The sequence below is a fragment of the Paenibacillus sp. FSL L8-0708 genome, assembly GCF_038009325.1.
Lineage (GTDB): Bacteria > Bacillota > Bacilli > Paenibacillales > Paenibacillaceae > Paenibacillus_AQ > Paenibacillus_AQ odorifer.
On the sequence record NZ_JBBPBC010000001.1, the window covers coordinates 7,466,302 to 7,488,245 of the forward strand.

At 43.3% G+C, this 21,944-nt stretch carries 21 protein-coding genes; 6 read left to right on the top strand and 15 right to left on the bottom strand.

Annotated features, from left to right (window positions below; translation table 11 throughout):
* Window positions 1-137: 137 nt before the first annotated feature.
* The gene (locus NYE58_RS34960; protein WP_038573810.1) at window positions 138-416 is read right to left on the bottom strand and encodes a hypothetical protein; all 279 of its coding nucleotides are present in this window, start codon (window positions 414-416) and stop codon (window positions 138-140) included.
* An 80-nt stretch (window positions 417-496) separates the two neighbouring features.
* Complete coding sequence (locus NYE58_RS34965; protein ID WP_036682244.1) at window positions 497-1,318, bottom strand: methyl-accepting chemotaxis protein; 822 nt, start codon at window positions 1,316-1,318, stop codon at window positions 497-499.
* Window positions 1,319-1,426: 108 nt separating this feature from the next.
* Between NYE58_RS34965 and NYE58_RS34970 the strand changes: the two genes are divergently transcribed.
* The 3 genes from NYE58_RS34970 to NYE58_RS34980 all read left to right on the top strand — a co-directional run bounded on the left by NYE58_RS34970 (window position 1,427) and on the right by NYE58_RS34980 (window position 3,581).
* Complete coding sequence (locus NYE58_RS34970) at window positions 1,427-1,867, top strand: metallophosphoesterase (protein ID WP_341004126.1); 441 nt, start codon at window positions 1,427-1,429, stop codon at window positions 1,865-1,867.
* 17 nt (window positions 1,868-1,884) lie between these two features.
* The gene (locus tag NYE58_RS34975; RefSeq protein WP_341004127.1) at window positions 1,885-2,289 is read left to right on the top strand and encodes a metallophosphoesterase; all 405 of its coding nucleotides are present in this window, start codon (window positions 1,885-1,887) and stop codon (window positions 2,287-2,289) included.
* Between the two features lie 185 nt (window positions 2,290-2,474).
* Complete coding sequence (locus NYE58_RS34980) at window positions 2,475-3,581, top strand: PdaC/SigV domain-containing protein (protein WP_076218802.1); 1,107 nt, start codon at window positions 2,475-2,477, stop codon at window positions 3,579-3,581.
* Between the two features lie 63 nt (window positions 3,582-3,644).
* Here the strand turns inward: NYE58_RS34980 and hmpA are convergent, their stop codons facing one another.
* From hmpA to NYE58_RS35025, 9 genes are all read right to left on the bottom strand, one after another.
* A complete protein-coding gene (gene hmpA / locus NYE58_RS34985) occupies window positions 3,645-4,850 on the bottom strand; it encodes an NO-inducible flavohemoprotein (RefSeq protein ID WP_076218803.1) in 1,206 nt (401 codons plus the stop codon).
* Between the two features lie 208 nt (window positions 4,851-5,058).
* The gene (locus NYE58_RS34990; protein WP_036682251.1) at window positions 5,059-5,895 is read right to left on the bottom strand and encodes a YitT family protein; all 837 of its coding nucleotides are present in this window, start codon (window positions 5,893-5,895) and stop codon (window positions 5,059-5,061) included.
* A 38-nt stretch (window positions 5,896-5,933) separates the two neighbouring features.
* The gene (locus NYE58_RS34995) at window positions 5,934-6,455 is read right to left on the bottom strand and encodes a VanZ family protein (protein WP_076124132.1); all 522 of its coding nucleotides are present in this window, start codon (window positions 6,453-6,455) and stop codon (window positions 5,934-5,936) included.
* On the bottom strand, window positions 6,455-7,306 hold the full coding sequence (locus tag NYE58_RS35000) for a M15 family metallopeptidase (RefSeq protein WP_076124134.1): 852 nt from the start codon (window positions 7,304-7,306) through the stop codon (window positions 6,455-6,457). Before NYE58_RS35000 ends, NYE58_RS34995 begins: the two co-directional genes overlap by 1 nt.
* Window positions 7,307-7,414: 108 nt before the next feature.
* Window positions 7,415-8,110 carry a response regulator transcription factor gene (locus tag NYE58_RS35005; RefSeq protein WP_076124136.1) on the bottom strand — a complete coding sequence of 232 codons (696 nt, stop codon included), beginning with the start codon at window positions 8,108-8,110 and terminating at the stop codon, window positions 7,415-7,417.
* Window positions 8,111-8,222: 112 nt separating this feature from the next.
* Window positions 8,223-9,230: a sigma-70 family RNA polymerase sigma factor gene (locus tag NYE58_RS35010; protein ID WP_076218804.1), complete on the bottom strand. Its 1,008-nt coding sequence runs from the start codon at window positions 9,228-9,230 to the stop codon at window positions 8,223-8,225.
* Between the two features lie 141 nt (window positions 9,231-9,371).
* On the bottom strand, window positions 9,372-10,406 hold the full coding sequence (locus NYE58_RS35015; protein ID WP_341004128.1) for a C40 family peptidase: 1,035 nt from the start codon (window positions 10,404-10,406) through the stop codon (window positions 9,372-9,374).
* 177 nt (window positions 10,407-10,583) lie between these two features.
* Window positions 10,584-11,048 (bottom strand): RidA family protein, encoded by a 465-nt coding sequence (locus NYE58_RS35020; protein ID WP_076132951.1) that lies wholly within the window; start codon window positions 11,046-11,048, stop codon window positions 10,584-10,586.
* A gap of 55 nt (window positions 11,049-11,103) precedes the next feature.
* On the bottom strand, window positions 11,104-12,162 hold the full coding sequence (locus NYE58_RS35025) for an LLM class flavin-dependent oxidoreductase (protein ID WP_076124143.1): 1,059 nt from the start codon (window positions 12,160-12,162) through the stop codon (window positions 11,104-11,106).
* Between the two features lie 284 nt (window positions 12,163-12,446).
* On the opposite strand from NYE58_RS35025, the gene NYE58_RS35030 reads away from it, so the two are divergent.
* On the top strand, window positions 12,447-14,111 hold the full coding sequence (locus tag NYE58_RS35030) for a histidine kinase N-terminal 7TM domain-containing diguanylate cyclase (protein WP_341004129.1): 1,665 nt from the start codon (window positions 12,447-12,449) through the stop codon (window positions 14,109-14,111).
* A 56-nt stretch (window positions 14,112-14,167) separates the two neighbouring features.
* Here NYE58_RS35030 and NYE58_RS35035 read toward each other — a convergent pair whose 3' ends face one another.
* Window positions 14,168-14,509, bottom strand: coding sequence for a zinc ribbon domain-containing protein YjdM (locus tag NYE58_RS35035; RefSeq protein WP_036682263.1), 342 nt, complete (start codon window positions 14,507-14,509; stop codon window positions 14,168-14,170).
* A gap of 221 nt (window positions 14,510-14,730) precedes the next feature.
* On the opposite strand from NYE58_RS35035, the gene NYE58_RS35040 reads away from it, so the two are divergent.
* Both NYE58_RS35040 and NYE58_RS35045 read left to right on the top strand, forming a co-directional pair.
* Window positions 14,731-15,069, top strand: a complete 339-nt coding sequence (locus tag NYE58_RS35040) for a DUF4234 domain-containing protein (RefSeq protein ID WP_051491231.1) — start codon at window positions 14,731-14,733, stop codon at window positions 15,067-15,069.
* Window positions 15,050-15,460 carry a DUF2752 domain-containing protein gene (locus NYE58_RS35045; protein ID WP_076218808.1) on the top strand — a complete coding sequence of 137 codons (411 nt, stop codon included), beginning with the start codon at window positions 15,050-15,052 and terminating at the stop codon, window positions 15,458-15,460. The genes NYE58_RS35040 and NYE58_RS35045 overlap by 20 nt, the downstream gene beginning before the upstream one ends.
* Before the next feature lie 12 nt (window positions 15,461-15,472).
* On the opposite strand, the gene NYE58_RS35050 is transcribed toward NYE58_RS35045, so the two are convergent.
* The 3 genes from NYE58_RS35050 to NYE58_RS35060 form a co-directional block, all read right to left on the bottom strand.
* Window positions 15,473-16,126, bottom strand: coding sequence for a response regulator (locus tag NYE58_RS35050; protein ID WP_076276285.1), 654 nt, complete (start codon window positions 16,124-16,126; stop codon window positions 15,473-15,475).
* Window positions 16,123-21,204 carry an AAA family ATPase gene (locus tag NYE58_RS35055; RefSeq protein WP_076276286.1) on the bottom strand — a complete coding sequence of 1,694 codons (5,082 nt, stop codon included), beginning with the start codon at window positions 21,202-21,204 and terminating at the stop codon, window positions 16,123-16,125. Before NYE58_RS35055 ends, NYE58_RS35050 begins: the two co-directional genes overlap by 4 nt.
* An 84-nt stretch (window positions 21,205-21,288) precedes the next feature.
* A complete protein-coding gene (locus tag NYE58_RS35060) occupies window positions 21,289-21,924 on the bottom strand; it encodes a response regulator (RefSeq protein ID WP_076218810.1) in 636 nt (211 codons plus the stop codon).
* Between the last annotated feature and the right edge of the window lie 20 nt (window positions 21,925-21,944).

Here is a 21,944-nt window from a genome sequence, read left to right on the forward strand (position 1 = left end):
CCCTTATCCCCCATCTAAACCCTTGCTTAAACTCTCAATCCAGTATAACATCCCTCTTCCTATGCCACATCTTTCAGGGAAAAGCGCATAAGAACAACCCGTGAAGCTTGGAGCTTCACAGGTTGTGGCAGGAACATTTAGCGCTCTGAACGTTTCCCTTGCTTATTCAATGAGGCAAGTCTGCTCTTATCCTCGGTCAACAGTTCTTCAGCCAACTCCACACCTTGAGGACCTAGCCAGTCCTGAGCTTGCTGAATCGCCTGCTCAGTATGTGCCAGGCGGTTCTCAGCCTGTGCCAAAGTCTGTTCTGTTGGATGACTAAGTGCCTGAGAGACAGAGAAATGAAGCTTGCCCAAAGAATTTTTGGCTTGAGTTACATTGTCATTCGCTTGCAGACTGGAATCGGGTTGTTTCATAAATGAAATACGCTCCCTTCTGAAATGCGCCTGTTCTCTTCTAGCATGGTTTGGGTGAAGTCATCTTATGCATTCACTATCTACTGGATAATGGATTGCATAAAGGACGTCATTTCATTACTCGCTTTATTCAGGCGCTCAATGACACCGCTGAATTCAGTGACCAATTCTGCTTGTGAGTGTGAAGAAGCAGAGATCGCTTCAATTTCTTGCTCCATTTGCTTAATGGACTTTTGAACATCACTCAGTGATTTTTCAATATTATGGGTTGCTTCTTTAGTGTTAACGGACAGTTTGCGTACTTCCGTAGCAACCACCCCAAAACCTGCCCCTTGCTCTCCTACACGCGCGGCTTCGATTGCCGCATTCAGCCCAAGCAGGTTCGTCTGCTCAGAAATCTCACGAATGAAGCCGGCAACCTTATTCACTTCTTGTGATTCTGTTACGGCTCTACGCGTATTATCTAATATTTGCTGCGAGGTTGCTGATAATTCCTGAGATTGGGCAGCTACGCTCTGCACCATCTCCATTAGATGACTGCTTATCTCATTAATCTCATCTGTGAATCCTTCAAGCTTATTCTCGTTCTCTAGTGTATACGCAATGGCAAAAACCCCGATTACATCATCATCCGTTCCGTAGATAGGTACACATGTTGAGATTACAGGAGCTCCATAAATTTCTGCTGGGATTCGGTTAGAGCTTGCTATACCTTTCAGTCCATTTGAAAGCGACAGATCTTCAGGCGGGATAGGGTTACCCTTAACCAATCCGAGATCAATAACTTTACTCGGTGCGTAATAATGGAAGATCTCCCTGTCCGTGATTCCAATCATAATATCCTGCGAGTGAATCTTTTTGAAATAAGGTGCTGCGAGGACTAAGGCATCGATAATACTCATCTCTTCATCTCCCATATAAAAAAAATGTATATGTAGTTTTATCGTCACAATGGGTTATTAAATGAATATTGTCATAGTAGAGTAACAATCCCCACGTATGATTTGTTTATGAATACTATTAGCAGACGACAATTTCTACAGAAAAGCGCTCAAGTAACTCTAGGCCTTCTTGGAACAGCTGGTGCATCCGGTATCTATTCACATTGGATCGAACCCTACTGGCTGGAAATCAAATACGTAGATATTACACTCCCTAGACTTTCTCCAGCCTTCGATAAATTTCGTATCGTTCATTTTAGCGATTTACATCAGGGGGTATATTCCAAGCCGCAAGCTTTAACGGAGCTAGCGCAGCAAATTCAACAGGTAAAGCCAGATCTGATCTGCTTCACCGGCGATTTATTAGATCATTCAGCCGATTATATTTCAGAAGCCGTAGCCTTGTGCTCTCAGTTGCGGGCTCCTTTTGGACAATTTGCAGTATTAGGCAATCATGATGCTTTTGGGACCAGAAAGGTTGTAACGAAAGGGCTAACACAATCGGGCTAACACAATCGGGCTTCCACGTGCTCCATAATGAACATATCGTCTTAACCCAAGGTACGGACAAGCTCTATATTGCCGGAATAGATGATCCTTGGGTCGGAAAAGCAGATATCGCCCAAGCGCTGCTTCATATCCCGGAAGAGGCTTGCACAATTCTCCTTGCCCATGAACCTGATTTCGCCGATGACTTTTGCAAGCTGCCTATAGATCTGCAATTGTCTGGTCATAGTCACGGAGGCCAAGTGCGGTTTCCAATTGTCGGAGCTTTATATACCCCGCCTCACGGAAATAAATATTCAAGTGGATTATATCAACTGCCCAACAGCCAACTTCAGGTCTATACCACTCGCGGGATAGGAGTAACTCGTATGCCTGTTCGCTTTAATTGTCGCCCCGAACTCACCGTAATTACTTTACATTCTTAATGCTAGTGTCTTAATCGTACAAAATGGTTAAAAAGTATATACCTTTTGCATATCTATGCAACAACACTGTAACCGCCTTTGTAATCAAATCTATTTGGGACCTAGGTATAATTGTAGGAGTGATAGAGGAAAAAATATCATATTGCAACTACATAAGCCCATCCTTGGGAAGGAGAGATTAAGTTATGAATAAAAGTATGAAATGGACCTCAGCCATCTTGGCTGCTGGAGTATTGCTTGGAGGGTCGGGACTAGTAGGAGGAACCTCAGTTCAAGCCGCAGCTACCGGAGGAAGTACAGTAAAACAAGCCGCACAGCAACCCTCTGTAGTGCTTAAATATAAAGGCCAGACCTTATCGCAGCAAGCGAAAATAGTAAACGGCAACACCATGATCCCTTTAACTGTACTACGGGATGCTTTTGGCCTCTCCATTAACTATAATGCAAGCACCAAAACTTATAGTGTAGGCAGCGATTCCATGAAGCTGGACATGGAGGTCTCAGATTACGGTGTTAGTACAACCCTGAATGGCTATTACATTTATAGCATGACCGGCAGTCATGATGTGAAGGTCATCAACGACCGGATTTATGTTCCGTTCAAACTCTTGTCTGACTATTTAGGAGTGCAAGGCGTTTATAATCCTTCATTGAAATCACTTGATCTAAGTAAAAAAGTAATGAATGACATCAAAATCACCTCTGAAACCTTAGATAAGAGCAATAAAAATGCTAGTATCAAAGTACAGTATCCAAAAATCAGTGGCTTAACGGATGAAGTGCAGACTAAGATTAATGCGATCTTCAAAAAGCAAGCTGAACAATTCGTCGCAGAGAGTGAAGAACAGGCTAGCCGTAGAGATGGTACTATAGAGAATAAATATGACTTCTCTCAAACTTTTGTTGTCTCCTTTAACCGTGAAGGGGTTCTGAGCATCGTGACTGATCAATATGGCTATACTGGTGGAGCTCATGGTGGAGCCCTTCGTGAAGGATTTACCTTCTCGCTGAAAGACGGCAGACCAATTGAACTTAAGGACCTGCTGAAGGCAGAGCCAAACTACAAACAAAAATTAGATAAAATGTTGAAGGAAAGCACCAAGGAGCTAGCTTTTCCAGATACACCTGGCGGACTAACAGAAAAACCAAACTTCTACGTTTCCGAGAGTGGCCTTGCAATCTTCTACCAACAGTACGAAATTGCCCCTTATGCGGCTGGAATTCCTACGTACACCTTTAATTTCAGTTCAATATTACCAAAGGGAACTAACCCATTCGCTGCCTTCAAATAAACTTCTATTGTAAAAAAGAGCGTCACAGTCATTAGGACTGGGACGCTCTTTTGGTTTTACAGCTTAGGCTTCCAAACTTCCAGCCGGGCCGAAGAATTCATAATGAATTCTGTCTTCAGCCACCTTCCATTCCTTAAGAGCCTTATATATCGCCTTCATAAAAGGAGTCGGTCCGCAGAAATAGAATTCAGAGTTTACGTCTGTTACTTCTTGCAACCAAGCTAGATCAATATAACCTGTTTTATGGAACGTATCTCCTTCACTTGGAGTTTCATAACATACATAGGATCGTAGGGTAGGATGGGACTGCTCCAAATCCGCCACCATTTCTTTCATAGCATGCAAGCTTCCATTGATGGCTGCATGAATGTACGTTACCTCTCGTTCTGGCTGCGTAGCAATTAATGTCTCCAGCATACTTACCATAGGGGTTAGTCCAACCCCACCACTGATAAGAACCACTGGACGATCACTATCTTTATTTAGTACGAAATCACCTGCTGGCGAGCTTACTTCCAATATAGCTCCCACTTGTACGACATCATGAAGGAAAGTAGATACGACTCCAGCCGGTTTATCCGGCCCTTCACCTTCCCGTTTAACTGTGATGCGGTAATACGACTGTCCCGGCGCACTGGACAAACTATAGTGGCGAACATGGGTGTATTCCTCTCCCTCAGGCTGAACACGAACCGTGATGTATTGACCCGGCAAGTAAGAAGCTATAGCCCCTCCATCCTCAGGAGAAAGGTAGAAGGAAGTAATAAGTTCACTTTCTTTAACCTTCTTAGTAACCACAAAGTTTCTAAATCCACTCCAACCCCCGGGAATTTCGGCAGCTTCACGATACTTCTCTGCTTCGACACCAATAAAGGCATCTGCAATCACGCCATACGCCTTTGCCCAAGCATCAATAATTTCCGGCGTCGCCGCATCGCCAAGTACTTGCCCAATAGCAGCTAACAAAGTCTCACCTACGATGGGATAATGTTCAGGTAATACTCCCAATGCCCGATGTTTCTCCGCAATCTGTTTTACCACAGGCAAAATATTTCCCAGCTGATCAATATTCATTGCCGCCGCGAGTACGGCGTTAGCGAGTGCAGTCTGCTGTTTACCTTCCCGTTGGTTGGCATGATTAAATATATTTAGTAACTCCGGATGATTTTCAAATAACATGCCATAGAAAGTAGTTGTGATGGTCTTCCCATGAACCTGCAATACGGGCACCGTTGATTTTATGATTTCAATGGTTTGTTGATTTAACATCTAAATACCCTCTTCCCTGCAATAAATTAATTCCTCTATAAAAAGCATATAGAAGCTGAACATCCCATAGTGTGCGTTCAATCACACCGGAAATTGAAAAAATGTGAACGATTCAATAATTGCAATGATATCCATCACAATAACGTACCCGAAATCAAAAAAACTATCCAAGCAGCCATTATAGCTTCCGGGATAGCTTTTTATCTTATTATTTTGACAGCTCCACAAAACCTTCTCCGAATACATCTCGTACATCGTGGATGGTAATAAACGCCTCTTTATCAATGGATTTGACGATTTTCTTAAGCATAGTCACTTCCTGCTTGCTAATCACAATATACAGCAGCTCTTTAGGTGTCTTGGTATAGTACCCACGGCCATATATTACTGTGACGCCTCTATCCATAATTCCATTAACCTGTTCAGCAATTTTGTCCTGCTCTTGGGATACAATCGTAACAGCCTTCTTAGGGTTCACTCCCTCAATAATGAAGTCCATTATCTTAGTGGCTACATAGAGCATCACGATCGTAAACATCAGACTTTGTACTCCAATGATGAAATACGAAGCGAACACCACAATTAAATCAACGAGCAGTAGCGCGTAACTAACATTCCAGTCCAAATATTTATGTAGAATTCTGGCGATGATGGTTGACCCTGCAGTCGTTCCACCCACTCGTATAATTAGCCCGATACCCACACCTGAGAAGATACCCCCGAATATTGCATTAATTATCAACTCATCGCTGCCAATATTCCAATTTTTCGTAAGAATCAGGAATAACGAATTGAAAAACACCGCAATAATCGTGTATACCGTCGTAGTTTTGTCTAGAAATTTGTACCCCACAATTAATAATAAAGCGTTAAGAATCAAACTAACAATACCGGGTGACCACTGATACAAATAGTAAGTAATCATAGTCAGTCCCGTGACCCCGCCTTCACCGAACTCGTTCGGAATCACAAACAAATTAACGGCCAAGGAGAATAACAAAGCTCCTACAATGATGGAAACAATATCCGAAATACGCTTTTTCATACCATGCCCCTTCTACCCTAGATCTATATCCACAAATACTAACACCGCTTTGATATAGATGCAATCCATCCGAAAGAAGTCAACAGTCTATAGATACAGTAACCAGCCACCCCGCCGCCAGTGTTCAAAATAAGATCATCCACATCAAAGGTGCCGATATACAATACTAATTGTGTGAATTCAAAACAGAAGCTCAGCGCCAGCGAGAGGAAGAAAACTCTTCGAAACAGCCTTACTTTTTGCGATAACAGCATGGGCACCAAGATCCCAAACGGAATAAAGGCCAACAAATTCCCTACTAAATTAATCGATGAAAAAGGATCTGAAAGCGACAGATCGTCCATCCCCCGGGAGATCTCCTTAAAAGGGATATAGTTGCCTCGCCGATTAAAAATCCGGTCTGGATGTTCAAACATACGTCCCGCTTGCTCCCAAAGCGATAATAAGTTCACTGGTGCACCTTTAAATAAAATAATTCGGATTAAAAAATACATATAGACGATAAATATCGCTGCCAGCAAAAGGTTTATAGCAGACTTTTTTTTCGGCTCTTTAGTCATTAATATGTAGTAACAATTATGCCATCCATGTTATCGCCTGACGTCATATATTGCCCTTCCTGTGGAATTTTGATCGTAGTGTATTTGGATACCGGAAAATAACTTACTGTATAAGCCTTGCCGTCTACTGTTGTTGAAATCTCTTTGTTCTCTTTCAAGAAATCCAAATATTGTTCTAGCACAAGCCCTTTCTCATGAATAATGGCGCTGTGCGGCAACCCTACATAACGGAAATGCCAGGGTTCATATTTTATCCCCGTAATCTCGGTTTTGTCTTTCGGATAGCGGAGAATAAAGCCGTATTTCCAGGCATTTTTTTGCAGCCATTTTCCTTCAGGCGCTTTACTCATTTCTGATTGGGACGATCCGATATCCAGAGATAATCCTAAATTATGTTCACTATATTGCGCCGGTAAAGCATAGTCCGAACCTTTTTCCTGATATAATTTCTCTTGCTCTTCAAAGTCCCTGTACCCGCTGCTAATTAAAAAATGATTCACACCCTCTTTTTCGGCAGCTTTGACCATCTTATTGAATTTATGCGCTACACTTTCAGACAAACGAATCGAGGTATCCAGCAGCCCATAACCCTGCACCAGATCCGCCTGCTCATATAAGGTCACGATATCAGACTTCACACTATCCTCATGTACCGGGTATTGTTTGTTCACCAGCAACAAATCCCCTTGATACACTTGATCTTGTGTTACTACCTCTAAGCTATTGTTATTTCTAATAGATTCTTTGCGAATCTTATCATCGTATCCTAAATTACCCGTATTCGGTAAATAACGAGCCGCTGCATACCCAAGCAACAACACAACCAACGCCAAAAAGCCCCACTTCTTCATCAGCAATGTCCTCCCATTTCCTTGATAGGAATAGAATAACGAAGACACTTTAAAGAAAAAGCAGGACAAATATAAAGTTTTTCTTAAAATAAATAAATCTCACTGGCTTTACCCATTAAAAGTATATCCAACGCCCCAGATCGTCTTAATGAATTTATTCTTATTGATGTCTTCACCGAGCTTTTTGCGCAAGGTACGGATATGCACCATGACCGTGTTCCCACTCTCATAATAAGCATCGCCCCACACCTGTTGAAAAATGTTCTCCGCACTAAACACCTGCTTAGGATGGCTGACCAATAAGTGCAAAATATCAAACTCTTTTGGAGTTAGCTCAATAACCTCACCATAAAGAGTAACCGTATGCTCATCCGGTGAAATCATCAATCCCCGAACCTCTAGCACCGATTTAGGTATGGCAGCGGGCTGACTGAATTGTATGGAGCGCCGCAACTGGGAATTGACCCGGGCGACCAGCTCCATTGGGTTAAACGGTTTGGTCATATAATCATCTGCGCCCATAACCAGTCCGGTGATTTTATCAAGATCGGAAGTTTTAGCACTCAGAAAAATAATCGGCAGATGATGATGCTCCCGAATATGGCGGGTGACCTCGTAACCATCCAGCCCCGGCATCATGATATCCAGAATCGCCAAATCTATCGTTTGCGACTCAATGGCTTGTACCGCTGCCCTTCCATCGGACACTTTGAGGATATGATACCCCTCTTTTTGCAAATGCAAGGCCACCAAGTCGGCAATTTCCGCCTCATCATCCGCAATTAAAATGGTGATGCGCTTCATCTATTTTTCACTCCTATAGGTTGTGCTGTACACTCTTCATCCATTATACCCTAAACTCAAAAACCACTCCTAGAAAGAAGTGGTTTCCGATTAAATCTATGATTTATATAGTCTATTTCCTTTTATTATAGCTGTCTAACAATAGCTCTAATGAAATCCCATTTACTGTGACGCCTGAAAGATTGCAGTCTCTTATATCTACATTCGAAAGATCACAATCTACAAAGGATGTCCCGTTTAGCTGGCATCGCTCAAACTTATTGCCTTTACCGTACAAATGAATATCGTGGAAATAAGCCTCCCCTAATTCACTATTACTAACCTCTATTTCCCACAGCCCCACTTCATTAAACTTAACAGAATGCATATTGATGTCATTAAAGGTAGTACTGCTCATATTAATATTATCGAATCCGGTCCCCTCCATATTTACATTGGAGAAGTTTGTTTTATGCATATCAATATCATCAAATTCACTTTGGCCCATAGCCACACGACGAAAATTCGTTTCAGTCATTCTTTCATCCTGAAAGACTCTCTTCTTAAATTCGTCCTGTAATTTGTTTTCACTAAGATTATTATTCACTGTACTCAACATCTCCCTTTTTAAGATCGCTCTTGATCTGCGGAGTCTACTCTCAACAGCTTCGCTGGATAAATCAAGGAAATCGGCGATTTCCCTAACCTTGTAATTGTCGATATAGTAGAGAATTGTGACTATACGGTTAGCTTCTGATAGGGTGTTTAAGGCTTTCCACACATCTTGCTGGAGTTCTTTTCTGAGCAGCTGATCTTCGGTAGATTCTGGATGCGGAACCTCCATTTTTTGCATGAATTCGTAAGCAGTTTTCTTTTTATTTGACCTAAACCAATCCATGCATTCCCGTGCAGTAACCGCATATAACCAACTGGCGAGTTTCTCAGGCTCCTTTAAGTCAGGTAATTTGCGATAGGTTTTAACAAAAACCTCTTGGGCAATGTCTTGTGCGGTATGAAAATCACCCAATTTACCATAAGCAACCCCGTATACTGCATTGGAATATTTGCCGATAAGTACACTGAATGCATCCATGTCACCTTTACACACCTTATCTACCAGTTCTGCGTCCGTACAAGTCACTATTTTCCTCCTTAACATCAAGCTCATAACATAGACGGAAAAGAGACTCAAAAACCGTCTTTATGCCTGCAAATAAATTTTAATGGAGAGGGGATTTCAACTTTTCCACACCGTGATAATTATAGCCTAATTATTACCTAGCTAAAACAATCTGCGAGCCGTGACCAAACGTTTCTTCCACTTGTCACTTAAGGCTTCATAATGAACGCCAAGCTCCTTGGAGTACGTATGTAGGATCTGATTATTTCCCGCGTAAATCGCCACATGCCCAATATCGAGTCCTCGTGCACTGAAGAATAACAGGTCCCCTTTGCGCAGCTCGTTAATTCCAACCTCTTTGCCCTCTTTAGCCTGATTGTAAGAGACACGTGGCAGGTCAATTGCCAACACATCCTTAAATACATGTCCTACAAAGGAAGAACAGTCAAAGGTAGACGTCTGGTCAGTAGCAGCACCAAATTCATAAGGTGTTCCCAGATATTTTTCTCCGTAAGCAAGCAGCTCGCTTCCCTGCCGCTCTACAAGAGTCGTACTAGTATAATTGCTATATTTGGGTTTAGCAGATATATAGCCACTCTTGTTATCCTGTGTTCGTACTTCTAACCATAAAGCATCTACTTCTCTAACCACATGTACCTTATCTCCTGCTGACAACATTTGCAGCACCGTTGATTGGGCTGACGAGTCTGGCAAACTTCGCAGGTTAACCCCATACAGAATTGTCGTATCGTAATCCAGTGCCGAGTAGATACGAACGGCACGAGTAGTGGTATCCCACTTCACAGTGCTGCCCAAAGCTTCGCTGACAAAACGCAGTGGCATCATCGTATAACCGCCGGCAATCTGGCCGGGAACCGTTACACTTAAGGACTGGCCATTTTTATTCGCTGCCTGATCACCAATACGATAGGTCAGCACCAGGTCTCCCTTGGTTGCCTTAACGGTCTTGGTATCATTATTCCAAGTAATCTTTGCCCCCTGAGCTTCAAATAACTTGCGCATAGGGACTAGTACTGTATCGTTTACTAACAAGGGCTGAGCCCCCAATTGTAACTGTTGATCATCCAGATAGACGGCTGTAACCGGAGTCTGAGGCGTTGTCGCCGCATAGGCCGGAGCAGTATAGAGCATAGATGTAAGTAGTAAAAGTAACATAGCTTTCTTTTGAAATTTCATGATGTCATCACCTCGTTGATTGATATGTACACCTATTGTTACTAAAAAAAGGGCGATTAGTTTTGTTACAAATTTTGGGGTAAGCATCTACCTACGGCATAAGCACCTAAAAAAAAGAGGACTACGATCACCTTTCGGTATCATAGTCCTCTTTTTAAATATGCCTCATGGAGCCGGCTAGACAGGTTCCTCAACTTCAAAAATGGAATCAATAATGATCGGAAGATTATCCCTTACAGAAACAGCACCCAATACAGAACGAGCATGAACACCCTTGTCTCCGAACACCTCAAGCATTAAATCTGAACAACCGTTAAGCACTTTATGATGTTCTTCAAAAAGGGGATCTGCATTAACGAAGCCTTGAATTTTGACTACTCTTTTCACTTTGTCCAAAGAACCTAAAGCTGTCTTCAGGACGGCAAGGATTTCTATACCCGTTAAACGTGCAAAATGGTAGCCTTCCTCGGTAGTGTAATCTTGTCCCAGCTTTCCTTTGGGATGGCCCGCTGGTCCTTTTCCCGACACAAAACATAAACCATTAACAATTACGTAGTTAGCGTATTTTGCCGCCGGTTCACTAGCCTCGGGCAGGACAACCCCTAATGCTTCGAGTCTGCTCGCTATAGTGTGCTCTGTCATATCCATCTCCTCCTCCATTATCAACAGCTTCAATAATTAAGTAAGATCATAGTTACTACTTAGCTTCAACCTCTGCTTCCCATCTCGATATCTCAGCGCGAACAATGGGTGCTACTTGGGTACCCAATAGCTCAATGGCTCTCATTACATCCTTATGAGGCATTGTGCCAAGCGGCACATGCAGCATAAAACGTGTGATGCCTACTTGCTTGCGCAGGTGAATGATTTTCTCAGCAACGGTCTCTGGGTCACCTACATACAAGGCACCTTCAAATCTACGCGCCGCATCATAGCTTGCACGGGTGTATTGACCCCATCCGCGTTCCCGGCCAATAACATTCATACTAGCTTGTGTAGAAGGGAAGAACATATCGGCAGCCTGCTGATTGTCCTCTGCAATGAAGCCGTGTGAGTGCGAAGCAACGGGCAGCTTCGATACATCATGTCCTGCTTGCGCTGCAGCCTTCTTATAGAGCTTCACGAGCGGAGCAAACTGTAGCGGACTGCCGCCAATGATAGCCAGCACAAGCGGTAACCCTAGTAGGCCTGCACGAATTACGGATTCTGTATTTCCTCCGCTGCCAATCCATACTGGCAATGGATTCTGCACGGGACGCGGATAAATCCCCAGATTATTAATGGCAGGACGGTGCACGCCGCTCCAGGTTATTTTTTCGGATTCCCGTATTTTGAGCAGCAAGTCCAGCTTCTCATCGAACAGCTCATCATAATGATTCAAATCATACCCAAACAGCGGGAACGATTCAATAAAAGAACCCCGGCCTGCCATGATCTCTGCGCGTCCATTCGAGATTCCATCCAGGGTAGCGAAATCCTGAAACACACGTACGGGGTCATCAGAGGAAAGTACTGTAACCGCACTGGTTAGCCGAATCCGTGTCGTCTGTGAGGCCGCCGCAGCCAGTAAAACTGCTGGAGAAGACGCCGCATAATCTTTGCGATGATGTTCGCCCACGCCAAATATATCTAAACCCACCTGATCTGCAAGCACAATCTCCTCTACAACCTCGCGCAATCGCTGCGCATGACTTATCACTTCACCCGTCTGAACATCCGGTGTTGTTTCTACGAACGTGCTTATTCCTATTTCCACTTACAAATCCCCCTTAACTATAATTTCCTCTTTAAATTGTTTGTTTGATTATAACACAAGTTAAGGTTAAAAAAGCTAGTCATTCTGTCCAACCCCAGTTTCCCGGGAAACTCATCCTTAAAATTTGCAAAACCACGCTTACAAATAGAGGATTTTGAAGGAATATGTTGAAAGACTCTTAAACAAATAGCGGTTGTCGTAGAACAAATAATCATATGGCAAACGAATAAAATTCAAGGTAACATGAAAGAACTGTTAACCGGGTGGGAGAAGGTGTCACTGAAATGAATATCATGACATGGATTGATTTGTTATTATTTTTTGTTTTGTTCGCTTTGTTCATCTACATATTTGCGTCTGTAACTATCACTAACCTACATAAAGCATACTTAGTTTTTCATTTTACTATGATGTTATGGCCCTTCTGCCAATTCGCTATCAAAACGACCGACGATCCCAAGTTTCAATTGTTTTATGTAAAGCTTGCTTTTATCGACTCGGTTCTGTTAACGATTGGCTGGCTTCTGTTTACGGTACTACTCACCGGGAATTCACATCTTCTTCGAAAAAAGAATACATTGATCCTATACATTCTCGCAGCTTTGATCTTAGTAGGGGTGATCGCCAATCCAAACGGAAGTTTTGTTCTCCCTATGAACGGCGGATATATCGAAAGATATTATGGTCCGATTTTTTGGCTGCTTATTATCTTCTTAACCACCAGCGTAATGATTTCTCTGTATATCATCTATTCAGCGCTAGTCTCAAACACTACACAGCGGATCAAAAAACAAGTTGCTCATGTGCTCAAAGGGGTGCTGGTGCTAACGGTATTTATTTTATTGGATGTTTTTCTTAATGTGGTATTGCTTAAATCTGATCCAGTTATTCCAGGGCTGACCTCTCTGGGGATCTTAATCTCGGCAATCTTTTTCGTAATTGCTATCCATCGGGATAAAATATTTGATCTCGTAACCATCGCCCATCAGGATATCATTGACACCATTACAGAAGGAATTCTTGTACTGGATGATAGTGAGACTGTAGTAGAAATCAATCGCTCGCTTTTTCCAAAAATCCATCTGCAAATCGGTGCTCACTTTGACGTGTCGACCATCGCACCCATAGAGCAAACTTCCGGAGCTTTCGATTTATTCCTTCATACATACTTGAACCAGCCCATGGAGAGGACTGAGGTTGAACTATTCTACACCTCACTCGATGCATACATTAACATTACTGCGGCGCCGATTGTGGTAGGTGGAATCAGGGTTGGACGCATTCTCACTTTTCAGGACAGAAGCGAGCTGCATCGCCTCATAGCCGAGACCAATCACCAGAACGAGACCCTCCAAGAGCGTAATGCTGCATTAACTGAAATCCAGAATGAATTATCGCAGACTAACCAAAAACTTAAGCAGATGGCCATAACGGACAGCCTAACCGGTTGTTATAATCGTCATTACTTAACGTTGCACTTAGAGCATGAGATCATAGAAAATATGAAACTCAAGCAGCCTTTTGCTATCATCCTTCTGGATATCGACTTTTTCAAAACAGTGAATGATAATTACGGCCATTTAATCGGTGATGTCGTCATTTGCAGCACGGTAGAGGTAATTAAGAAAACGTTGAGGGAGACGGATGTTCTGGCGCGTTATGGCGGAGAAGAATTTATCATTTACTTACCAAATACAGATCAAACACAAGCAAACCACTTAGCAAAACATATCAAATCTATAATAGAAGCTAATAAAGTACATGTAGAGGATGTTGCTCATTCCCTCTCGATTACTGTTAGTATGGGACTGCTGTCCATTAGTAATTTTGCAGCACAATATACAGAAAGCCTGACCAATCAACTAAATGATTTATTCGAATCAGTGGACAAAGCCTTATATCAAGCAAAAAATGCCGGACGAAATCAGATTGTTGAGATTAATAGATAACGTTTAAAATAAAGAATCAGCCTACTTCTGTTGAAGTTAAGCTGATTTTTATTTTTTTAGATCTTTTTAACAAACTCGGACTTTAATTTCATAGCTCCAAAACCATCGATTTTGCAATCAATATCATGATCTCCGTCCACTAAACGGATGTTTTTCACCTTTGTTCCTATCTTCAGAACGGATGAGCTTCCTTTTACTTTAAGGTCTTTAATAATAGTTATAGCATCTCCATCATTTAAAATATTTCCGTTGGCATCTCTGACAACCTTGTTCTCTTCACTGCTTTCAGCCTCTGTGTCGAGGCTCCACTCATGCGCACATTCCGGGCAGACGAGCAAACTACCATCTTCATAAGTGTATTCTGAATTACATTTCGGGCAATTTGGCAAAGTTGACATCAAAGTGTCCTCCATTCGTTAATGTAAATCTAGTTGTGGTTCCAGTGCATAGCCTCAAAAGTATATTTCATATTTGGTAAGGTTTCCACTAGATATCAGCAGTAAGTTTGTCTAGATTTCGACAGCGGACAGTAATTCTCAAATATTGTCTTGTATATTTTTTCCTAATTCAATAAGATGGAAATGTCGAATTTTTATGTAAATACATAGGAGAGTGAGTAATGATAAGTCGCAGAAGTGTTGCATTCGCCATTATTTTGTCATTAATTACATGTGGGCTCTATACAATCTATTGGTTTATTGTTCTAACCAATGAGGTAGGCGAACTGAGTGGAGACTATACATTTACAGGAGGAAAACATTTCCTTCTAACGTTGGTTACGTGCGGGATCTGGAGCTTCATTTGGGCCTATCAGGTAGGTAAACATATTGCTGAAGCTCAAAGACAGCGCGGCCAATACCCGTCAGATAATTCAGTGCTTTATGTGATCCTGACACTCTTTGGTCTGGGTATTGTCACGTATGCCTTGGTACAATCCGATGTTAATAAACTGGTATAAGTTTACGATTTATAAAAGGACACATCCTAAACTATTTTGGGGTGTGTCCTTAAGTCTCGTCGGCGTAGTTTATCTCAAAGCATGGATACCCTTAACCAATATTAGTATCCCTTGTCCATTTCATGAATGGACTGGATTGTATTGCCCCGGATGTGGAGTCACAAGAGTTATTCTTTCCTTGCTGAAGTTCGACGTTATTCAAGCGTTTAGATTTAACCCGTTGCTGTTTATTTTAGCACCTCTGTATATGTTGTATTGGATTACTAATAAGAAGCACATCCGGCCTCTTAGCCGGGCAATTATGGCTATAATGTTGATTCTGACCGTTACATTTGGAATACTGAGGAATCTCCCGCTGTTTGAATATTTGGCCCCGACAGTAATTCGTTAACAGCAACAATTATTACAAAATAGCCTGCAGTCGCACAATTGCTTGGGCCCGATCAACCACTTCTAATTTGCTGTAAAGATTGCTAATATAATTGCGCGCCGTACCTTCCGCAATATGTAATGTATCGGCGATTTCACGGTTGTTCATTCCCCGGATAATGAGCTGTGCCAGCTCCTCTTCCCGTTCTGTCAGACTGATACGATCCAGATCCGATCTTTGCCAGTGTTCATAGTCCTCTGTTAACCTGTTCATCCTCGATGCCAGTTTGGCTGCTACCGGAGCTGGCAGAATAAATTGCCCGGATAACGTATCATGAATCGAAGCGATCATTTTATCTGCATCCATGTCCTTCAGCATATAACCGCTTGCTCCGTAGGCCATTCCCTCTACAATATAATCAGTCTCTATAAAAGTAGTCAGAATCAGAATGAAGATGTTCGGCCGAATCTGCTTTATTCGTTTCAAGGCGCTAAGGCCATCCATAACTGGCATTTGAATATCGAGCAGCACCAGATCAGGCTGGAGTGCCTCAACCATCTCGCAAGCTTCTTCTCCATTCTTGGCAGCACCAACCACTTCCATATCATCTTCCAGATCCAAAATGGTGCGAAGTCCTTCCCGCGTCAACAATTGATCATCGGCAATTACAATTTTTATTTTACTCATGTTCTATCCACAACCCTTCGCATGGGCAGATCAATCTCCAGTAAACAGCCTTCATCCATTTCTGAATCGATGGATAAGCTGCCTCCCAGCTGCTCAACCCGTTCCTTCATCGTCCTAAGTCCAAATCCCATCACGATTGGACCCATCCCTAGCCCACAATCCTTGAGTCTAAACTGCAAGTTCGCTCCAACAGACTCCAGACTAAAATGGAACTCCACACTCTTCCCATGTCTGATCCCATTAGTTAAGCCCTCCTGCAAAGCATGATAGATTGCCTTTTTATAGGCTGTTGACATGGCTTCCGGCAGATCGTAAATAACTGCATGAACAACAACGCCTGCATTGCGTTCTGTATCTCGAATCAACTGCTTCAGCATCACGGTTAAATCAGAATACCTGTCCTCTTTCAGCATATGGACAGAGCCGCGGATTTCATTCAAGCTATGCCGCACAAGATCCTGGGCCTCAGCCAGACGCTGAAAGCCGCTGTCTATCTCCTTCTTCTGAAGCAGCCGCTTGCCAGCTTCAATCTGCAGAATCGTCGATGTAAGGGTATGCCCGACAATATCATGAATCTCTTGGGCAATACGATTGCGTTCCTCAAAAACAGTAGCTTCGGCCAAAGCCGCAGATGTTTCACGCATCGAACGCTCCAGGCTACGAGTTCTTTCTACCACCTGATCCTCCAGATTTTTTTTGAGATATTGGATTCCCGAATACAGCTTGGCATTAGCGATTGAGATTGCGCATTGTGAACCAAGCAGCTTGAGCACATCGAGTCTGCTTGGAGTAAATACACCCGGTGATAGATTATTCTCCAAATAGAGCAGGCAAACCAATTTATTCTGATTCATGATGGGGAGACATAGAACCGATTTCAGTCTATTATTCCTAACGTAAGTATTACGGGTAAATATTCCTTCACTGAGTGCATCATGTAATACAACCTGTTCTTGTGTTCTTGCCGCGTAAGCAATAATCGCTGCCGGGACCAACCCCGATTCTTCCCCAAGTGGAACAGATTCGATATGCTGGGTTTCTGAGGTCCCATAAGCTTCCACCATCCATTTGCCGTCATGATCAAAAATAACAGCCCCATATTCTGCCCCAGCATTGTGGAGCATGATTCGCATCAGCGTGGCCAATAATCGGCTCATCTCCATCTCGCCCGATAATGCTTGGGCAGACATTACCACAGAAAGGGAATCCACACGATCGAGCCCGGGCTCTCGTTTAATATGCAGCAAATGGCGATGCTGCTGCTCCAGGTCAGCCGCTTTAGCCTTTGCGCCCCATTGCAGATAAGCCTCATAGGCCTCAGTCATATAGATTCTTGCCAGATGCATTTTGCCATGACGAAGCCCATATTTACCGTAACATTCCGCTGCCATCGCTAAATCGTGAATATGACCGTGGACCCGAGCATTCTCAATGGATTGCTCATACAATGCTTCAGCTTGGCGGGGATCTCGCGATAGACGAGTTAACTCAGCCTTCATTAACAGATATTTATGCTGATAATTCCCCGGACAACGCCTGGCAAGCTTTTTCATTTTCTTCAAGCATTTACGCATTTTTGCCCGATATGTACGTTGCTCTTCAGCGTTATATTCCTCATACAACTGAGCCCAGACTAAACATTCATACATGATCTGCATGGGACTGTCTAAGCCATCTTCGCGTGATTTTATAATGGCCGCTGATTTGGCTAATGCCTCACTGGCTTCCCGGTATTCCCCAAATACATAGCCCGTCAAATATTGATAGATCCAGACCATTTCTTGTATAAAATCAAAGGTGTCCCCATGAACCGACTGTGCAAAAGCAGGCTCGCTAATCTCCGCGATGGGAAAGGGATCATCTATAGAGCGATAACCTGTCAAGCGAACAAGAATGGCCGCTGCTACAATAGCCTGCTTACAATGAAGACTGTTGTTATGGCGCAGCAAATCACCGGAATGAGTAATTAACCGCTCATAGATATCGCCGAGAGGATGACCAAATTGCAAAAGGGAGGCACAGTTGATCAACACATTCTGGTTGCCCTTCCATAAGTCACCTGATTCCAGTCCTACTTTACCAGCTTTCTCGGTAAACGTATGGAGCATAGCAGGATCATAATGCCGCCAGCTATCGTAGCACATGGCGAACGCGGCTAAGGTTGTCATGTGCTGTTTCGGATAGGGTTCGGATAAGCTGAACGCCAGCATGGCCCATTTGAATGTCTCTTCATCATTACGGAAGTAATAGTATTGAAACATTGCATAACCTATAAATCCAATGGAAGCCTCCGGAGTCATCCCATAATCAAGCGTTAATTCAATCATGGTGAAGGAAGAAGCGAGCCACCCTTCTCGATTGACGTAGAAGCAAGCATTACTTGAATGATCTAAAGTAGACATTGCGATTCTACGTGCTTCATCAGTCATTGGAGGTAAAAGAGTAAGCGATTCGAGTGAGACCTTCTTGAGTCTATGCCGCAATCGTAACCATTGAAGCGTCAATTGAGCATAACCAGGATCAAATTGATGCTTCACTTTCAGTAACGATAAGGTATGCTGGCCTAAGGAGATCACCTCTTCATGGTTATCATTACTTGCTTCCAACTGCACCTTCATTACGTAGACGTAAGCCTTATCCATATTTGTCGTAGCTTTATCAATTAACAGATGGAATAATTCATTAGCCGTATCAAAATGGGAACATAAATATTCGAGCTCCGCCCTCTCACGGAATACCCGGAAGGTCAGCCCATAATGCGCCTCCCAGCTCTGCTCCTCTAATAATGACGTTGCCTGAAGCATATATTGCAAGGCTGTCTCATGTGCGGTTGTTTGCTTCGCTTTTATCCCTGCCTGTAAGTTCAGCTCTACTAGTTGAAGCCTCTCTTCAGGGCGGTCTAACCATGTAAGTGCCTGATTCAAATGATGGACAGCTTCGAATAGAGTCGTTCCTTCACTAAGCGGGCCTCGGCCTAGCAATAACAGACCAATCCTCCAATGCAGCTCGGAACGCTCCTCTTCGGAAATAAAAGTATATGCTGCCTGATGAATGCGGTTGTGCTGGAACTTATAATGCGGATATTCCTCCCCGTTAACGGGCTGCAACAAGCGCCCATGTACAGCAACCGCCAACGCATCGTTCAATGTCTCTATCGGTGTCTCCGTAATATCAGCAAGTGTACGTAAATCAAATAGGCTGCCTATAAATGCGGCTCTACTAAGTGCACATACCGTCTGTTCAGGAAATTGTTGCAATTTACTTGAAAGGTATGAAGCTACGTTATCGGGTACATTCAATTCAGTAATACGCTGGAGATCCCATTTCCAGCTTCGAATATTCTCATCAAATTCCACTCGCTGGTCATCTATCAAATCTTGAAGGAATTGCTTAATAAATAACGGGTTTCCATCTGTCTTATGAAGCAGCACGCGCGCCAGCTCGTCCAAGTCAGCTGCCTCGTAACGCATAACATCAAGTAGCAGTTGTTTTAAATCGGTGAGTTCAAGCGCTTGTAAAGAAATTCTGCTCATGGCTACGTTGCGGTCAATCAGATGTTTTTCCAGCCTACTGAGCGGGTGCAGCCTTGTAATCTCCCGATTGCGATAGGAAAGCACGATTAGCAGATGAGTCGTTGCCGTATCCTCTATAAGCGAAGTGAGATATTGCAGCGACGTATCATCAGCCCATTGCAAATTATCCAATACCAAGATCAAAGGATGATCCTCATGAGGAAAGAGTTGAATAAATCGGCTCATGATTAATTGAAAGCGATGCTGAGCTTCCAGCGGTGGCAGTGGAGGTACGGAGGGTTGTGGGCCAATCAAGAGTTCAAGCTTAGGAACAAAATCGATCAGCAACTGACCGTAATTGTCCACTGCCTGTAGAATACGCAGCCTCCAAACCTCCACCTGCAGCTTTGTTTCCATCAGCAGCTGACTAACCAACTCTTCTAAGACTTGATGCCAGATGCCATAAGGGAGTGAGGTATGTCGGGATTCGAATTTGCCTCTGGCGAAGAAACCATCCAAAGAGACTGTATTTGTAAGGGTCTCCTTCAGAAAGGTTGTTTTGCCGATACCACTCTCCCCGCTAATCCAAACCGTCTCTACGGCACCTTGTGATGCTCGTTGCAGTGCTTCCCTTAAGCTTTGTTGCTCAAGATGTCTTCCATAGAAGCGTCCTGATACCATCCAGCGCTCTGGGATATCCCAGCTTCCTAGTGGAAAAGGCTCAATATGCCCGGATTCTTCTAGACGGGATAGACATTCCTCAAGATCCGATTTAATGCCAAACGCGCTGGCATACCTCGCTTCAGGCATTTTCTCCATGCATTTACCAACAATATCAGAGACCGATAGAGGGATAGTGGGGAACCTGCGGTGCAGAGGCTCAGGTGTATCTGCAAGATGACGATATACAATATCAACAACATCATGCAGCTCAAAGGGGCGGCTGCCCGAGAGACATTCATACAGGATGATCCCCAGCGAATAAAAGTCAGAACGGTAATCCGGTTTGACTCCGGTTCGTCCCGTTTGTTCTGGAGCTATATAAGGAAGCAGAACATCGGGCCGGCCGCCTAACGGTGACAAAGGACTCGTGGTGTTTTCGGTAGAACACATTCTTATATCAATAAATTTCACTTCAAAAGTAATGGGATTGACGATTAGATGAGCGGGGGTTAGTTCATTTAGTGTTATTTTTTCACGATGAATTTGCATAAGACAATCAGCAATAGCTGTAGCGATTCGAATTAGCGCTGGAAGACCCAGTGAATTAACAGGCATACGCAGGATCTGCCCAAGGGTACTCCCCTCTATATCTTTTAAGAGAAGGACTGGTCGGTCCGCCATAATTTCCAGACTGTACGGCTCTATTGCACCACGACCGCAAAGTCGCTTAAGCATGTCATACTCATGACGAAAAGCATCGACCATGGCAGCTCCCGGATATTCTCCTATTGTTGTCTTAGCGATAACCCTTAGGCCGTCCTCTTGACGTAGGAGTCTGTATAACCTGATATCTGCGGTATTATCTATCAGATCTAAGGTTTGGTATCCTGGCAATTCAAACATCAACAGCACTCCCTAATTACAATTAGACAGAATACTCAATCTCACAAAGTAGTTAAAGCCATTATAACATCTGATCTTGCCGTTCTACTCATAAGACATTTCATATTTCGTTAATCCTATCGCGTTCGCGCACAATGCCGCCTGTGTCCGGTCAGTAACCTGCAGCTTCGCTAAAATCTGACTGACATGCTTCTTCACCGTAAATTCACTGATAAAAAGACGTGTGGCAATCACTCTATTGCAAGCACCTTGTCCAAGCTGAATCAGGACTTCCTTCTCTTTTGGTGTCAATTCATCTGTTGGACTGCCGGCGCTCATTCGCATCTTTTCTTCCATTAGACCAGGATCATAGTATTTTCTCCCTTTGTACACCAACTGGATAGCAAACAGTAATTCCTCCGGCAGTGCCTCTTTCAGAACATATCCGTCTACCAATACTTCTTCAGCCCTCAAAAAATCCTCTCTGCTCGCAGAGGAAGTCAACAGTATGAATTTACTAACAATGCCGCGGGTACGTGCTATCCTAATGACATCCAGTCCTGATTCATCAGCAAGTTTAAGATCAATGAGGACAATGTCTGGCTTTGTCTCTTCAATCACATCAAGTGCTTCCGGACCATTCGTAGCTTCACCGGCAAATTGCATATCCGATTGCATTGCAATGACAGATGCCAGCCCTCTTCTAACTAAAGGATGATCATCTACAATGATGATTTTCACAGAAACACCTCCCTCTAAAC